The sequence below is a fragment of the Pseudomonas sp. TCU-HL1 genome (assembly GCF_001708505.1).
Classification (GTDB): Bacteria; Pseudomonadota; Gammaproteobacteria; order Pseudomonadales; family Pseudomonadaceae; genus Metapseudomonas.
The window spans coordinates 2,930,120-2,945,523 of the sequence record NZ_CP015992.1; the positions used below are offsets into that span (position 1 = coordinate 2,930,120).

Here is a 15,404-nt window from a genome sequence, read left to right on the forward strand (position 1 = left end):
CAGCGCAGCCAGCGTGGCCTAGGTCGAAAGCGCTCCGGTACTTTGGCGTTTTTTTCCATTGATCGGCCTGGAGGCTGGTGGATGGGGCGTGAACGGCTACTGATATGAATGAAACTATTGAAATAGTTCGGATCAGGAGTAGAGTTGAAGTCAGAGCCGTGAACCAGGAGACGCCATGAACATTCCCGCCAGTCATGCCAGCCCCGATATCCAGAGCGGCGAAGCCGGTCGTGTCGCCCTGAAGTTCTTCTTCAACCTGATGGACAAGTGGGGGTGCACCAAGGAGCAGCAACGCACCTTGCTCGGCTCCATCGGCAACACCACCTATTTCAGCTACAAGAAGCTGCCCAGCGTGCGTCTGCCCCACGACACCCTGGAACGCATTTCCTACCTGATGGGGATTCACAAGTCCTTGCGCATCCTCTTCAGCAACCAGGAAGCGCGCGCCTACGAGTGGGTGCGCAAGCCCAACAGCGCGGCCCCGTTCAACGGTCGCAGCGCGCTGGACTACATGCTGGGTGGCCAGGTGGTGGACGTGGCCGATGTTCGTCGCTACCTCGATGGAGTGCGTGGCTGATGACCCAGGAACTGCTGGTGGAACGGATTCCCGAGTGGACCAAGGCCTACCGCCTGGTCAACAGCGCCTTCCCGCCCATCTCCGTCTTCGAAGACACCCTCGACCCCGCTGACCTGGAACTGGCCTATGCCATCGAGGCGATGACCAATGACCGCCTGCGTGACCAGGTCGGCGAGATCGTCCGCGTCACCCCCGAGGACCGCGTGAGCGGAACCGGCGCTACGGTGGTGATGGCCGTGTTCACGCACATCGGGCGCGCCAGCCGCTTCACCGACGGCTCCTTTGGTGTCTACTACTGCGCCAGCTCCATCGATGCCGCCATCTCCGAAACCCGCTACCACCAGGAGAGTTTCTGGCGCGCGACCCAGGAGGCGAGCATCGAGATCACCCTGCGTGCCTACGTGAACAAGGTGGTCAGCCCGATGCTCGACGTGCGTGACCGCGCCGAACTGCACGACCCGGACCCGGCGAACTACGGCACCAGCCAGGCCTTCGCCGGCCTGCACCGCAACGCGGGGCGATGGGGATTGCTGTACAGCAGCGTGCGGCTACCGGGCCATGAATGCGTGGCAGCGTTTCGCCCGCCTGCAGTGACCCTCCCGGTGCAGGGGCCGCATTTCCGCTACATCTGGGACGGCCGCACGCAGAGCATGTCCTGCGTGTTGAAAATGAGCCCCGTGGCCTGACCTTCGCTCGCGACGTTTTCACACGGTCTGTGATCCGGCGTTTACCCTCCACAGGTTTCCGTTATCAACTCGTCGACCACGGCGACCAGCGCCTGCTGCCGGGGCAGGCCGGCCTGCAGCGCTTCGCGGTAGCGCTGCAATTGGCGGTCGGCACTGCTGCCATAGCGCAGCACATGCCGGCCACGCACGAAGGCCTGGCTGTCGCCTTCGGACTCGGCGAGCGCGCCGAAACAGGCGTGGGCCCGCGCCAGCCAGGCGCCCGCTGAGAGACTGGCCTCGCCCGATGCGTCGAGGTACATCCCGTGGATGCCGAAACGCATGGCACGCCAGTGGTTTTCCTTCAGCACCAGGCGCTGTAGCAGTGAATCCTGCGGGTCGTCGTCATCCTGGCTCATGGCCCAGCTGACCAGGGCACGAAACAGGGCAACGACGCAGAGGGCATCCTCCACCGAGGGGCAGGCGTCGGCGGCCAGCAGCTCCAGGGTAGGGAAGCGCGGCGACGGACGAATGCACCAGGCGAGGTCGCTTTCGCGGCGAGTCGCCCCCGAGGCGATCAGCCACTGCACGTAGGCCGCGAAGGCCGGTTCATCCGGGAAGTGCTCGGGAATGCCCCGGTGCGGCCATTCGGCGTTGACGGCCTGGCGATAGCTCATCAGCCCGGTGGGACGGCCGTTCCACAGGGGCGATGACGTGCTCAGGGCCAGCAGCAGCGGGAGCCAGCCGAGCACCCGGTTCATCACCCGGATGCGGTCAACGTCCGGGGGCACCCGCACATGTACCCGCATGCCGCAGACCAGGCTGCGGTGGGCGATCATCCGGTGGTCTTCGAAGAGCGGCTGGAAATACGGGTCCTCGGAGGGCACTTGCACGTGCCAGTCGGCGAAGGGGTGCGACCCCACGCAGATCGGCGCCAGTTGATGCTCCTCGGCAATGCCTGCCAGCCGGGTGCGACGCTCCAGCAACCAGGCTCGGGCCTCGGCGATTTCCAGCAGGTTGGGCTGGATCATGTCCAGCTGCACCAGGCTCTGGAACATACCCTGGCTGAAGCCGTCCCTGAATGCGTTGTGGGCGGACTGGAGGAAACCTTCGGGCAGGTGCGGCGGCAGGTTGCGGCTGCGTGTGTCGACCAGGAAGAAGGTTTCTTCGACGCCGAACGCGGGTGCAACAGGATCGTTGGGCATGCGGGTCGCCTCGAACTTGCCTTAAGGCAAGTGACGTACCCGCTGGCGTAGGTTTCAAGGACCGTTGGTCTGCAAGGGCTCTGCAACGGGGGTGTCATCGATCCGGGGGATGCTTTCCGATGAATAGCCGCCCAATGACATTTACGTGGCGTATTTCCCTGCTAGGTTTTCCAGTCCGGCCACTCGATTGGTGGGGAGGACTGAGAATGAATAATTTGATGCTTCGCCAGGTTGAGGACACCTTGAACAAGATGAGCGTTACCTTTCAGTTCGAATGCCTGTGGGAGGCCGATGGAAGCTGTTCCATTACTCTCAGCAATCACCATCTCGCCATACCCCGGACTACCGTTGCCGGCATCAGCCAGCGGGACATTCGGGATGAATCCAGCACCCAGCGCCTGGGCCTGGAATTGATGGACCGGCTACTGGTCGACTGATGAAGCACGATGCCAGCCAGCCGAAGTTGCAGGTCCTGCACCAGCCTTCCGGCAAAAGCCCCCGATCGGTCGAACGTGTCGCCATCTTCATGGTGATCAGCATGTTCATGCTGGGTGTTTACGGCCAGTACGCCGGCCGTGGCCCCGGCACCGTCGCCCTCCAGGGCAAGCCGGCGAAGCCCCCGGTATTCGAGTTCCAGCGCTTGAGCGGCAACCCCGCCGAGCGAACCGCCGATTCCGGGCAGCGTCCGCGGCAGGACAACCGGGCTGCGCAGGGCCAGCAGGCGCGGGTGCAGTTGTAACCGACGGTGCAGGGTCTCCCTGTAGGAGCGACTTCAGTCGCGAAGCAGGCCAGAAGTCTGCCTGTCAGGCTTGCAGGCCGCTGCGCGGCCAATCGCGAATGAATTCACTCCCACAAGGACGAGTGCCTTAATACCCCTCAAACCACCAGGCACCCCGGTACACGCTGGGTCCAGCCGCTGGCCTGCTCAAAGGCATGGGCCAGTTGCAGCACGGCGAGGTCGGCCTGGTGCGGGCCGATGATCTGCAGGCCCATGGGCAGGCCACGGCTGTCGAAGCCGACCGGGACGTTGGCCGCCGGGCAGCCGGAAAGGGTGCAGGGGATCACCACTTCCATCCAGCGGTGGTAGGTGTCCATGGCGCGGCCCGCGATTTCCTTCGGCCAGTGTTGGTTCTTGTCGAACGGGAAGACCTGGGCGCTGGGCAGCAGCAGGTAGTCGTAGCGCTCGAACAACTGGCAGACGACGCGGTACCAGTCGGTACGGGCGGCGGAGGCGCGCGATATGTCCATGGCCGATAGCTGCAGACCGTTCTCCACCTCCCAGATGGCTTCCGGCTTGAGCAGCTCGCGCCTGGCCGGGTCGGCGTAATGCCCCCCCAGTGAACTGGCCACCTGCCAGTGGCGCAGGGTGCGCCAGGTGTCCCAGAGTTGCGCCATGGCGTAGTCGGGCCGGGCATTGTCTATCGTGCAGCCGAGGGCTTCGAAGTCCTTGAAGGCCCTGTGGCAGAGCTCCAGCACGCCGCGCTCCATCGGCAGGTAGCCGTCGAAGTCGCCCAGCCAGCCGAGCCGGGCGCCTTTGAATTCACGGTCCAGGGCGCCGGCGAAGTCCTGGCCACCGGCGGCGATGGACAGCGGGGAGCGGGCATCGACGCCGGCCTGTACCGACAGCAGCAGGGCAACGTCGCGGGTATTGCGGCCCATGGGGCCTTCGTAGCCGAGCTGGTCGAGGAAGAGGTCGGCGGCGTCGTCGAAGGGCACTCGGCCTTGGGACGGGCGCAAGCCAATGATGTTGTTGAATGCTGCCGGGTTGCGCAGCGAGCCCATCATGTCGCTGCCGTCGGCCACCGGAACCAGGCGCATGGCCAGGGCCGCCGCCGCGCCGCCGCTGCTGCCACCAGCCGTGCGGGTCGGATCGTAGGCGCAGCCGGTGGCACCGAACAGCGGATTGTAGGTCTGCGAGCCGAGGCCGAACTCCGGGGTGTTGCTCTTGCCGATGATGATGGCGCCCGCAGCCTTCAGGCGCTCGACCATGATGCCGTCGCGCTCGGGGATATGGTCCTTGTACAGCGGCGAGCCGAGGGTGGTGCGGATGCCTTTGGTGAGGGACAGGTCCTTCACTGCATGGGGCAGGCCGTGCATCCAGCCCTTGTAGTCGCCACGGGCGAGTTCGGCGTCACGCTGGTCGGCTTCGGCCAGCAGCTGTTCGGCCGGTTGCAGGCTGACCAGGGCATTCACCCGAGGGTTGAAACGCTCGATATGGGCCAGGTAGTCCTGCATCACCTCGCGGCAGGACACCTGGCGCTGGCGGATGTGCAGGGAAAGCTGGTGGGCTGGCAGTTGCACCAGCTCACTGATGGGTTCGTTCTTGCTCATGGTTCTGCCTTGGGTAAACGGCGGATTGCGTAAGGCCCCGCCCTGGCGGGCGGGGCCGGGCGGCTCAGCGCATCAGGTTGGTCCAGACGCGGTCGGCCAGGCGGATGGCGCCTTCGCCACAGGTCTTGCTGAAGAGCACCTTGGTGCCGTCGGGGATGTGCAGCTCCGGGGCATCCTTCAGGCTGGCGTCCAGGAAGGGCTCCACGCCCTTGACCGGGCTCTGGTGCTTGAGGAAGTTCTGCGTCAGCGCGGCGTTTTCCGGCTGGCTCAGGAAGGCGATGAAGCGCTTCGCGTTATCCGGGTTGCGCGCGCCCTTGGGGATCACCAGGTTGTCCACCCAGGCCATCACGCCTTCCTTCGGGTAGAGGTAGCGCAGGCTCGGCTTCATTTCGCGGGCACGCATGGAGGAGCCGCCCCAGAACAGCGACATGTCGATCTCGCCCGAGGCCAGGTTCTCGCGGATGGAGCCGGCCTTGGAGCTGTAGGTCTTCACGAAGGGCTTCTGTGCTTTCAGCAGATTCAGTACCTGCTGCATCTGCTTGGGGTCTTCGCTGCACAGCGGGATGTCCAGATAGACGCTGGCGGCATCGATCACCTCGCTGGATGAGTCGAACATGTTGATCTTGCCCTGCAGCTCGGCCGGCGGCTGGAACAGCAGCGCCAGGCTGTCGGTCGGGCCCTTGTAGGTGCCGGTGTCCACGACGACGCTGGTGGTGCCCCAGATGAAGGGGACGGAATAGGCGCCTTGCGGGTCCCAGGTGGGCTTCTTCAGGTTATCGACGATGCCCGCGTAGTAGGGCTGCTGGATCGGGTCGAAGCGCTCCAGCAGGTTCTCCTGCACCAGGATCGGCACGAACTGGTGCGACGGAATGGCCACGTCGTAGCCGGTGCCGCCCTGTTTGAGCTTGGCCAGCAGGGTTTCGTTGGAGTCGTAGGAATCCACCGTGACCTTGATGCCGGTTTCCTTCTGGAACTTCTCGAGGATCTGCGGCGAGAAGTAGCCGCTCCAGCTCACTACGTTGAGTTGGCCATCGGCCTGGGCGGACAGGCTCAGGCCCAGCGCCAGGCCGGCGCCGAGGGTTTTCATCACTGCATGCATGGGTTGGCTCTCCGGTTCAGTGTTTTTTCTTGCCGAGCAGGTAGGACAGGGTCACGAACAGCACGGAGACCCCGAGGATCAAGGTGGAAACCGCATTCACGTCGGGCGTCACGCCCATTCGCAGCAGGCCGAAGATGAAGATCGGCAGGGTGGTGGTGCCGGCCTGGGAGACCATCATCGAAATCACGAAGTTATCCAGCGAGACGATGAAGGCCAGCATCAGCCCGGAGACGATCCCCGGCATCAGCAGGGGCAGGGTGACTTTGTGGAAGGTCCGCCACTGGCCGGCGTAGAGGTCGGCGGCGGCCTCTTCCAGGGACAGGTCCATGTCGTCGAGACGGGCACGGATTGGCAGGTAGGCGAAGGGGATGCAGAACACCGTGTGGGCGATGATCAGGTTGCCGTAGCCGAGCGACAGGCCAAGGGTGGAGAACAGCGCCAGGGTGGCGACGCCGACGACGATTTCCGGCAGCACCAGCGGCAGCATGATGGCGCCGATGGACAGGCGCATCCCCTTGAACTTCGCCCCCCGCGAGGTACCCAGCGCCGCCAGGGTGGCGATGGCGGTGGCCGCCAGACTGGCACACACGGCGATCAGCAGGCTGTTGCCAGCGGCCTGGCGCAACGCCTGATTGGCGAAGGCCGCGCGGTACCAGTCGAGGCTGAAACCGGTCCAGATGGTGGCCGACTGGTTGGCGTTGAACGAGAGCACCACCAGCACCAGGATCGGCGCATAGAGGTAGAGATAGAACAGGAAGCTGAAGCCGCCGAAGCCGGGGAAGTCCTGGACGCCCAGGCGGCGATTTCTCATCAGGCGCAACATCACACACCTCCGCGGGCGAGGCGCTGGCGTTCGGCGCGCAGCGCATAGACGGTCAGGACCAGCATCACGGCGGCCATCAGCACCAGCGACAGGGCGGCGCCGAAGGGCCAGTTACGGGCATCGCTGAACTGCCGGAAGATCAGGTTGCCGAGCATCATCTTGGTCCCGCCGCCCAACAGTTCCGGAGCGATCATGGCGCCCAGGCAGGGCACGAAGGTGAGGATGGCGCCGGCGAGGATGCCCGGTTTGGCAATGGGCAGTACCACCTTGCGCAGGGTACGCACGCGACCGGCGTAGAGGTCCTGGGCGGCCTCCAGCAGGCGCATGTCCATCTTCTCCAGGCAGGCGTAGATGGGCAGTACCACGAAGGGCGCATAGGTGTAGACCAGCCCCAGCAGCACGGCGCCGTCGGTGTAGAGCAGTTGCAGCGGCTGGTCGATCAGGCCCAGGCCCATCAGGCTGCCGTTGATTACGCCGCTGCCGCGCAGCAGCAGGATCCAGGCATAGGTGCGGATCAGCAGGTTGGCCCAGAACGGCACAGTGATCAGGAAGATCAGCAGGCCGCGACGATGGGGCGGCTGCATGGACAGCCAGACCGCCACCGGGAAACCCACCAGCAGGGTGACGAGCGTGGTGGCGGCGGCGATGCCCACCGAGCGCAGGGCGATCATCAGGTAGGAGTCGGCGAAGGCGAGGCTGTCGTCCAGCTGTCGCTCGAACAGCAGCGACAGGTAGGACTCGGTGCTGAACACGCGGTTGACCCCACCGTAGGGGTTGGCCTCCATCAGCGAATAGGCGACCACGATCAGGATCGGCAGGATCAGGAACAGGCCGATGGCGACCAGGGCGGGTGACACGCCGAGGACGCTCTGCAAGGTCTGTTGGCGCGCAAGCCGGGCGCCGGGCGCAAGAGTTGTCGGGTTCATAGCGGTTGGCCGTTGGCGAGTGGCGGGTTCAATCCAGCAGTACGCTGGCGCTGTCCGGGTCGAGCAGCAGGGCGGCGGCTTCGCCGGGGCGAAAGCGCAGGCCCTGGCCACCACGGTTCGGCGTGCGCACCGTCAGGCGGCTGCCATCGTCGAGGCTGACGTGGTAGTGCAGGTCGGTGCCGAGATAGACCTGGCTGTCGACGCGACAGGGGATGGCGCCGCCCTGGGCGGGTTCCACCAGGTGCAGGCGCTCCGGGCGGATCGACAGGCAGACGTCCTGACCCGGCTTGACGCCGTCGCGAGCGGACGCGCGGAACGGCTTGCCGCCCGGCCCCTGGTAAATCGCCTGACCGCTTTCTTCTTTCAGCAGGCGCGCTTCGATGAAATTGGTTTCGCCGATGAAGTCCGCCACGAAGCGATTGCGTGGCTGCTCGTAGATCTCGTCCGGGCGTCCCACTTGCTGCACCTGGCCTTCGGAGAGCACGGCGATGCGGTCGGACATCGCCAGGGCCTCTTCCTGGTCGTGGGTGACGAAGATGAAGGTGATGCCGGTGCGCGCCTGGATGCTTTTCAGCTCCTCGCGCATGGCCTGGCGCAGCTTGAGGTCGAGGGCCGAGAGCGGCTCGTCCAGCAGCAGGACCTTGGGGTGCGGTGCCAGGGCACGGGCCAGGGCCACGCGCTGTTGCTGGCCACCGGACAACTGGCTCGGGCGGCGCTCGGCGAAGCGTTCCATCTGCACCATCGCCAGCATCTCGCGGACCCGTTCGGCCACCTGGGCGCGGCTCATGCGCTGGCCCATCGGGTCCGACTCCAGGCCGAAGGCCAGGTTCTCCGCAATGGTCATGTGGGGGAACAGCGCGTAGTGCTGGAACACGGTGTTGACCGGGCGCTTGAACGGCGGCAGGTCGGCGATGTTTTCGCCGTAGAGGAGGATTTCCCCGGCGGTGGGGAATTCGAAGCCGGCGATCATGCGCAGCAGGGTGGTCTTGCCGCAGCCGGAGGGGCCGAGGAGGGTGAAGAACTCGTTGTCGCGGATATCGAGATCGACGCTCTTCAGGGCTACCGGCCCGTTCTGCGGATCGCCATAGACCTTGCGGACCGAACGAATCGACACCGCTGCCGTGGGCAACGGAACATGCACCGCATTCATCACTGCTTCTCCTGTTCCCCGTGGTTCGGGTGGCCGCGTATGCTGGCGGCCGGGCCTGGAGCCACGGGCTTTCGATTGTTGTTCTAGGCAGTCCCGGCAGTACCGGGGCAACAGGGAGTTGATCGGGCGAGGTTGTTGTTATTCGTGCCTCGGGACCGATCATCTGGCAGGGGATGCGGGCTATAAAGCTCAATTTTCTTACATGTGATATTAAAAAAACTAACAGCCAGACAGGTGCCGCGTTTTCCATGTCCATCCGCCGCTTGCCACCCCTCAATGCCGTGCGTGCCTTCGAGGCCGCCGCCCAACTGGGCAGCTATGTCGCCGCGTCCAGGGCCCTGCACGTCACTCAGCCGGCCATCGGCCGCCATGTGAAGCTGCTGGAGGAGTGGCTGGGCGTGCAACTGTTCGACCGCACATCCCGTGGCGTGGAGTTGACCCCGACCGGGCGGCAGTACTACGCGCGGATCAGCGCGGCGCTGGCGCAGATCGCCGATGCCGGCGATGAAGTGGCGAAGCAGGGCAACGTGCGCTGGCTGAAGATCCTTGCCGTCCCGGCCTTCGCCAAGCGCTGGCTGACGCCCAAGCTGGAAGCCGTGAGCCGCATGCGGCCGGGGTTGAAGATCGTCATCGAGCCCAATTCCACCTTCACCGAAGTGGACGGCAAGAGCGCCGACCTGGGCATCGTCTACGGCATGCCGGGGGACTACAGCGGCACCCTCGCCATCCTCATGCAGCCGCGGGTGTTCCCGGTGTGCTCACCGGAGTACCTGGCCCGCCGCGGTCCGATCGAGCGCGCGGAAGACCTCGCCCGGCACGACCTCATCCACTACGACAGCGAATGGTGGAACCTCTGGTTCGCCCGAGTGGGCGTGGCGGTGCAGGTGAGTGCCGACGTGCTCTACGTGAGCAACGACTACGTGCTGTCCCTGGCCGAGGGCGGTCGCGGCATCGCCCTCGCCAACGAGGTGCTGGTGCGCCGCGAGCTGGAGAACGGCCAACTGGTGAAGGCCGTGGAGGTGGACGTGCCGCTGGAGAGCTACCAGTTGCTGACCCCTCCGGGGCCGGTGTCGGCCGATGTGCAGTGGTTCAGTGACTGGATTGCCGGGGCGCTGAAGGAAGACTTTCCGGAGGCGTTTTCGGGATAGGCCGGTGTGGCCCGTTTTGCTGTGGGAGCGACTTCAGTCGCGGAACAGGCCGAAGGCCAGCCTGTCAGGCTTACAGGCCGGTGCGCGGCCATTCGCGAGTAAAGATCCACGTTCGTAGAACGTGGACTTGTGTTTGCCCCCTATAAGGGGGCCATCCTCACACGCAGCACCCAGCTGATCTCCGCCACCGTGCCCAACAGTAGGGTGCGCCATGCGCACCGCGGCGATGGTGGCGACTCCGAGTCCATCTCCCGGTGCGCGCGGCGCACCCTACGGGACTGGCAGCATCCTGCTGGTTCGCTGACTCGAATCGTCACAGGCAGAGCCGGTGACTCAGGACCACGTCCGCAGGACGTGGTTTCCCGAGTTCAAATGAATTCGCTCCCCCAAAGAGAAGCGGACTGCCCTCCAATCAGTCCCACCAATCCGCCAGGGCTTGCCGATGAGCCTGATGTGCCGCTTCCTGCACGGTCGGTATGAAGTGCAGCGTGGTGCCGGGCAGGCACTGGGCCAGGCGCGCCACCGCCAGCGGGGTAAGGGCGCCCAGGCGGGGGTAGCCGCCGATGGTCTGGCGGTCGTTGAGCAGGGCGATGGGCTGGCCGTCCGGCGGAACCTGCACGGCGCCCAGGGCAATGCCCTCGGAGATCATCGATGGGCGTTTGCACACCAGTGCAGGACCGAGCAGGCGCACGCCCATGCGATCGGCGCGGGTGTCCACCGTCCATTCGCTGTTGAAGGCGTCGAACAGGCTCTGGCCGGAGAAGTCGCCGGCCTGGGCGCCCAGGATCAGCTCCAGCCGGGGGTGGCCGCTGAAGTCGGGAATCTGCTTTCGCGACATGTCCCGCAGCTGCCGGGCCTCGCCTCGCCAGTGCAGCAGGTCGCCGCTGGCCAGGGCCTTGCCGTTGGCGTGCAGGCCACCCAGTTCTTCCCGCGCCACTGTCGACAGGCTGCCGAGCTGGCGTTCGCCGAGGAAGCCGCCCGGTGCTGCCAGGTAGGCGCGGGCGCCCTGGCGTGGATGGGCGAAGACCAGGCGCTGGCCGCTGCGCACCGTGAAGGCACCCCAGGCGGGCAGCGGCTGGCCGTCGAGCGTGGCACCCAGGTCGGCGCCGGCGATGGCCAGGCTGCCGTCCCGCTGGCAGGTGAGGCTGAAGGCGCCAAGGCCGACTTCCACCACCGCCGCATCCAGCGGATTGCCCAGCAGCCAGTTGGCCCAGCCCATGGACACCCAGTCCAGTGCGCCGCCCTGGGTCACGCCCAGATGACGGCAGCCAAAGCGGCCCCGGTCCTGAAGGAGGATGAAGGGTGTGCTGCTGTCGACGGCCAGGCTCATGGCTGATTCTCCAACGGGGTGTCGTCGCCGCCCAGGCGGATGAATTCGGCGTGCTCGATGGGTTCGAAGCGCACGCGGTCGCCGGCCTGCAGCAGGCTGTAGCCATCCAGCCCGAGGTCGAACAGGCGCACCGGCGTGCGTCCGAGGATGTTCCAGCCACCGGGGCTTTCCACCGGGTAAACGGCCGTCTGCCGTTCGGCGATGCCGACGCTTCCGGGTGCGATGCGCTTGCGCGGCGTGGTCAGGCGCGGGGCGGCCAGGGCCTCTTCGACCAGCCCCATGAAGGCGAAGCCCGGGGTGAAGCCGAGGGCAAAGACCTGGTACTCGCGCTGGCTGTGGCGTCGCACCAGCTCGGCGACGCTCATGTGCTTGCGTTGCGCCAGGGCCTCCAGGTCCGGCCCCACGCGCGGGTCGTACCAGGTGGGGATGACGTGGGCACGGCCGCTGGCGCGGGTTTCCGGGCTCAGGTCGGCGAGGGCGCCAGCGATCCGCTCGCGGGCCTGGCGCGGGTCCAACTGCTGCAGGTCGTAGTGCAGCAGGAGGGTGGTGTAGGAGGGCACCAGGTCCACCAGGGCCGGGCCGAAGGCGTCGCGCAGGCGGGTGCCGGCGGCCAGCATCCAGGGCATGTTGGCTTCGTCGATGCGGTCGAACAGGCGCAGGATGAAGGCGTCGATGGCCGCCACTTCGATGCACAGTTGCGGGGTGCTCATTGGGCCTCCAGCGCTTCACGTATGCGTTTGACCGCGGCCACCGAGCCCGGGTTGTCGCCATGCACGCAGAGGGTGTGGGCTTTCAGCGTCAGGTCGCTGCCATCGCTGGCGCGCAGGGATTCGCCACGGGCGAGGGTGATGGCCTGGGCCACCACCTGCTCCGGGTCGTGATGCACCGCGCCGGGCAGGTTGCGCGACACCAGGTAGCCGTTGCCGTCGTAGGCGCGGTCGGCAAAGGCCTCGAACCAGAGGGTCACGCCGTGCTCGTCACCGATGGCCTGGGCGGCGGCGTTGTCGCGGGTGCTCATCAGCATCAGCGGCAGTTGCGCATCGTAGGCCGCCAGGGCACGCATCACCGCGGCGAGGATGGCCGGGTCGCGCATCATGTCCTGGTACAGCGCGCCATGGGGCTTCACGTAGCTGACGCGGGCGCCCTGGGCACGGCAGAGGCCGTCGAGGGCGCCGATCTGGTAGAGCATCAGGTTTTCTACTTCGGTGGGCGAGCAGGCCAGGGAGCGGCGGCCGAAACCCACCAGGTCCGGGTAGCCGGGGTGAGCGCCGATGCTGACCCGGTGCTGCACCGCCAGGGCGATGGTGCGGCGCATGGTGCCGGGGTCGCCGGCGTGGAAGCCACAGGCGATGTTGGCGCAGTCGATCAGCGGCATCACCTCGGCATCCAGGCCCAGGGTCCAGGCGCCGAAGCTTTCGCCGATATCGCAATTCAACAGCAGTCTGCTCATGGTCAGTCCTACAGGGTAAGAGACGGCCGGCTGCCGGAGCAGGGCTCGGCAGCGGGAGGATTCAGGAGGGCGGAGTCAGATTTCCAGTTGCTTGCCGCGGGTTTCCGGCAGGCTGAGGGCGGCGAGGATGACCACCCCGTAGGACACTGCGGCGAAACCGCCGATGCCCACGCCGAGCGAGACGTGCTGGCTGAGGATGCCGATCAGCATCGGGAATAGCGCAGCGACCGCGCGGCCGATGTTGTAGCAGAAGCCCTGGCCCGAGCCGCGGATGCGGGTGGGGAACAGCTCGGTGAGGAAGGAGCCCATGCCGCTGAAAATGCCTGAGGCGAAGAAGCCCAGGGGGAAGCCCAGCCAGAGCATGGCGGCGTTGCTTACCGTCAGTTGGGTGTAGAGCAGCACCACGATGAAGGAGCCGACGGCGAAGAGGATGAAGTTCTTCTTGCGGCCGATCAGGTCGGTGAGGAAGGCGCTGATCACGTAGCCCACGTAGGAACCGAAGATCACCATTGCCAGGTAGCCGCCGGTGCCGAGCACCGTCAGGCCGCGCTCGGCCTTGAGGAAAGTGGGCAGCCAGGAGGTGATGGCGTAGTAACCGCCCAGGGCGCCGGTGGTCAGCAGCGAGGCGCGCAGGGTGATGCTGAGCATGCCGGGGGCGAAGATCTCGTAGAAGTTGACCTTCTCCGCGCCCTGGTTGTGCTTCTGCGCTTCCTTGTAGATTTCCGGCTCCTTGACCAGGCGGCGGACGATGATCACGAAGATCGCCGGCAGCAGGCCGAGCATGAACAGCGCGCGCCAGGCGTCTTCCGGCGGCAGGAGGCTGAACATCAGGGCGTAGAGCAGGGCGGTCATGCCCCAGCCCAGGGCCCAGCCGGACTGCACCAGGCCCACGGCCTTGCCACGGTCCTTGGCCTTGATGACTTCACCGATCAGCACCGCGCCGGCGGTCCACTCGCCGCCGAAGCCGAAGCCCATCAGGGTGCGGGCGACCAGCAGCTGTTCGTAGTTCTGCGCGAGGCCGCAGAGGAAGGTGAAGAAGGCGAACCAGAGCACCGTCAGTTGCAGGGTCAGCACGCGGCCGATGCGGTCGGAAAGAATGCCGGCCACCCAGCCGCCAGCGGCGGAGGCGAGCAGGGTGAGGGTGTGGATCAGGCCGGCTTCACCGGTGGAGATACCCCAGATGGCGATCAGCGTGGGGATGACGAAGCTGAGCATCTGGGTGTCCATGCCGTCCAGTCCGTAGCCTATCTTGCAGCTCCAGAAGGTACGTCGCTCCTGTTTGCTGAGGGCCCGGTACCAGCCAAAGTGGCCGCCCTGGTCGACGTCCAGGCCGCCCACGTGGGTCGCTTGTTTTTCCATGGGAATCTCCGATCGCTGTTCTTGGCGTTGTATGAGCATTCGGCGGCAGCGGAGTCGGCGCCCGTTGCCAGTGGGCGGATTCTTGAGCTCATCTCTCGGGGGCGTCCAACTAATTAAAGCGGCCGCCGGGGATAAGAATTTCCGATACCCGACTGGCGGCGTCAGGATGGATGATGCGGCGGCCCGGCCGAGGGCGGCGTTCGTCGTCCAGGGTCCCGTCTGGCACAGGAAGTGCTTGAATCTACTGTATCTTTTTGCCCTTGCTGCGTTTGATCCCTTGCTTGCCGGTAACCGCCATGAACCTGAAGTTCCTCGAAACCTTCGTCTGGGTCGCCCGCCTGAAAAGCTTTCGCCTGACGGCCGAGAAGCTGTTCAGCACCCAGGCGTCCATCTCCAGCCGCATCGCCGTACTGGAAGGCGAGCTGGGTGTGAAGCTGTTCGTGCGCGACTCCCGTGGCGTGACCCTGACGCCCGAGGGGCACAAGGTGCTGGAGTACGCCGAGCAGATGATGGGCACCATGCATGCCCTGAAGCAGTCCATCGATACCAGCGCCGCCACCCAGGGGCGCATCCGCATCGGCGCCATGGATACCGTGATCCACACCTGGCTGAGCCCGCTGGTATCGCGAGTGACGGATGAGTTCCCGGCGGTGGAGATCGAGCTGATGGCCGACACCGCGCGCAACCTCTCCGAGCAATTACAGAAGGGTTACCTGGACCTGATCTTCCAGACCGATCCGTTGCGCCACGAGTCGGTGCTGAACCTGGAACTGGGCAGCTACCCGCTGTGCTGGGTCGTGTCTACCGGCTCCATCTATCACCGCGACTACGCCAGCCTGGCGGAGCTGGCCAGCGAGCGGGTGGTGACCTTCTCCAAGCATTCGCGGCCGCACCAGGACGTGCTCAGCCTGCTGCACGCCAATGGCGTGGCGGCGCCGCGCCTGAGCTGCGTGAACTCGGTGGCGGCGATGACCCGCCTGCTGCGTGACGGCTTCGGCATCGGCGCCTTGCCGCCGGCCCTGGTCAGCCAGGAACTGGAGCGCGGCGAGCTGACCATGCTACGCATCGGCCCGCCACCGCCGGGTTTGCCGCTGGTGATGTCCTGGCGCGGCGGCACCGGCCTGGAGCTGGTGGACCAGGTGGTGGAACTGAGCAAGGCGGTGGTGGCGGACTATGCCGAGAACGTGGGCAAGGAGCGCTTCGTGCTGGCACAGCTGAAGAAGGGCGAAGGTCGCCTGCGCAGCCTCTGACATGAGTGACTCGTGGTAGGGTGCGCCGCGCGCACCGGCGGCTGCACGTGGCGCAGGGGCTGATCCTGCGAGCGGTGCGCATGGCGCACCCTAC

Annotated in this window: 16 protein-coding genes; 6 read left to right on the plus strand and 10 right to left on the minus strand. The window is 65.9% G+C overall.

The features are described from left to right. The first annotated feature begins 175 nt into the window (after positions 1-175). Both THL1_RS13545 and THL1_RS13550 read left to right on the plus strand, forming a co-directional pair. Positions 176-577 carry an MbcA/ParS/Xre antitoxin family protein gene (locus THL1_RS13545; protein WP_069083746.1) on the plus strand — a complete coding sequence of 134 codons (402 nt, stop codon included), beginning with the start codon at positions 176-178 and terminating at the stop codon, positions 575-577. Beyond that, positions 577-1,263, plus strand: coding sequence for an RES family NAD+ phosphorylase (locus THL1_RS13550; RefSeq protein ID WP_069083747.1), 687 nt, complete (start codon positions 577-579; stop codon positions 1,261-1,263). The genes THL1_RS13545 and THL1_RS13550 overlap by 1 nt, the downstream gene beginning before the upstream one ends. Before the next feature lie 41 nt (positions 1,264-1,304). Here the strand turns inward: THL1_RS13550 and THL1_RS13555 are convergent, their stop codons facing one another. Further along, positions 1,305-2,444, minus strand: coding sequence for a YbdK family carboxylate-amine ligase (locus THL1_RS13555; RefSeq protein WP_069083748.1), 1,140 nt, complete (start codon positions 2,442-2,444; stop codon positions 1,305-1,307). 206 nt (positions 2,445-2,650) lie between these two features. Here THL1_RS13555 and THL1_RS13560 point away from each other — a divergent pair, with 206 nt between their 5' ends. Further along, positions 2,651-2,881: a hypothetical protein gene (locus THL1_RS13560; protein WP_069083749.1), complete on the plus strand. Its 231-nt coding sequence runs from the start codon at positions 2,651-2,653 to the stop codon at positions 2,879-2,881. Beyond that, a complete protein-coding gene (locus THL1_RS13565) occupies positions 2,881-3,183 on the plus strand; it encodes a hypothetical protein (protein WP_069083750.1) in 303 nt (100 codons plus the stop codon). The genes THL1_RS13560 and THL1_RS13565 overlap by 1 nt, the downstream gene beginning before the upstream one ends. A gap of 137 nt (positions 3,184-3,320) precedes the next feature. On the opposite strand, the gene THL1_RS13570 is transcribed toward THL1_RS13565, so the two are convergent. The 5 genes from THL1_RS13570 to THL1_RS13590 all read right to left on the minus strand — a co-directional run bounded on the left by THL1_RS13570 (position 3,321) and on the right by THL1_RS13590 (position 8,773). Continuing rightward, a complete protein-coding gene (locus THL1_RS13570) occupies positions 3,321-4,775 on the minus strand; it encodes an amidase (RefSeq protein WP_069083751.1) in 1,455 nt (484 codons plus the stop codon). Positions 4,776-4,839: 64 nt separating this feature from the next. Beyond that, positions 4,840-5,874 (minus strand): extracellular solute-binding protein, encoded by a 1,035-nt coding sequence (locus tag THL1_RS13575; RefSeq protein ID WP_069083752.1) that lies wholly within the window; start codon positions 5,872-5,874, stop codon positions 4,840-4,842. Between the two features lie 16 nt (positions 5,875-5,890). Then, positions 5,891-6,697, minus strand: coding sequence for an ABC transporter permease (locus tag THL1_RS13580; protein ID WP_069083753.1), 807 nt, complete (start codon positions 6,695-6,697; stop codon positions 5,891-5,893). Further along, complete coding sequence (locus tag THL1_RS13585) at positions 6,697-7,623, minus strand: ABC transporter permease (protein ID WP_069083754.1); 927 nt, start codon at positions 7,621-7,623, stop codon at positions 6,697-6,699. The genes THL1_RS13580 and THL1_RS13585 overlap by 1 nt, the downstream gene beginning before the upstream one ends. Before the next feature lie 28 nt (positions 7,624-7,651). Further along, the gene (locus tag THL1_RS13590) at positions 7,652-8,773 is read right to left on the minus strand and encodes an ABC transporter ATP-binding protein (protein ID WP_069083755.1); all 1,122 of its coding nucleotides are present in this window, start codon (positions 8,771-8,773) and stop codon (positions 7,652-7,654) included. A gap of 248 nt (positions 8,774-9,021) precedes the next feature. Here THL1_RS13590 and THL1_RS13595 point away from each other — a divergent pair, with 248 nt between their 5' ends. After that, positions 9,022-9,921, plus strand: coding sequence for a LysR substrate-binding domain-containing protein (locus THL1_RS13595; RefSeq protein WP_069083756.1), 900 nt, complete (start codon positions 9,022-9,024; stop codon positions 9,919-9,921). Positions 9,922-10,333: 412 nt separating this feature from the next. Here THL1_RS13595 and THL1_RS13600 read toward each other — a convergent pair whose 3' ends face one another. The 4 genes from THL1_RS13600 to THL1_RS13615 form a co-directional block, all read right to left on the minus strand. Next, positions 10,334-11,251 carry a biotin-dependent carboxyltransferase family protein gene (locus THL1_RS13600; RefSeq protein WP_069083757.1) on the minus strand — a complete coding sequence of 306 codons (918 nt, stop codon included), beginning with the start codon at positions 11,249-11,251 and terminating at the stop codon, positions 10,334-10,336. Beyond that, positions 11,248-11,961, minus strand: a complete 714-nt coding sequence (locus THL1_RS13605; RefSeq protein WP_069083758.1) for a 5-oxoprolinase subunit B family protein — start codon at positions 11,959-11,961, stop codon at positions 11,248-11,250. The genes THL1_RS13600 and THL1_RS13605 overlap by 4 nt, the downstream gene beginning before the upstream one ends. Next, entirely contained in the window at positions 11,958-12,701 is a 744-nt protein-coding gene (locus tag THL1_RS13610) for a 5-oxoprolinase subunit PxpA (RefSeq protein WP_069083759.1), read from the minus strand. Before THL1_RS13610 ends, THL1_RS13605 begins: the two co-directional genes overlap by 4 nt. Positions 12,702-12,776: 75 nt before the next feature. Then, the gene (locus THL1_RS13615) at positions 12,777-14,060 is read right to left on the minus strand and encodes an MFS transporter (RefSeq protein ID WP_069083760.1); all 1,284 of its coding nucleotides are present in this window, start codon (positions 14,058-14,060) and stop codon (positions 12,777-12,779) included. Positions 14,061-14,356: 296 nt separating this feature from the next. Between THL1_RS13615 and THL1_RS13620 the strand changes: the two genes are divergently transcribed. Further along, positions 14,357-15,310, plus strand: coding sequence for a LysR family transcriptional regulator (locus tag THL1_RS13620; RefSeq protein WP_069083761.1), 954 nt, complete (start codon positions 14,357-14,359; stop codon positions 15,308-15,310). Positions 15,311-15,404: the final 94 nt, after the last annotated feature.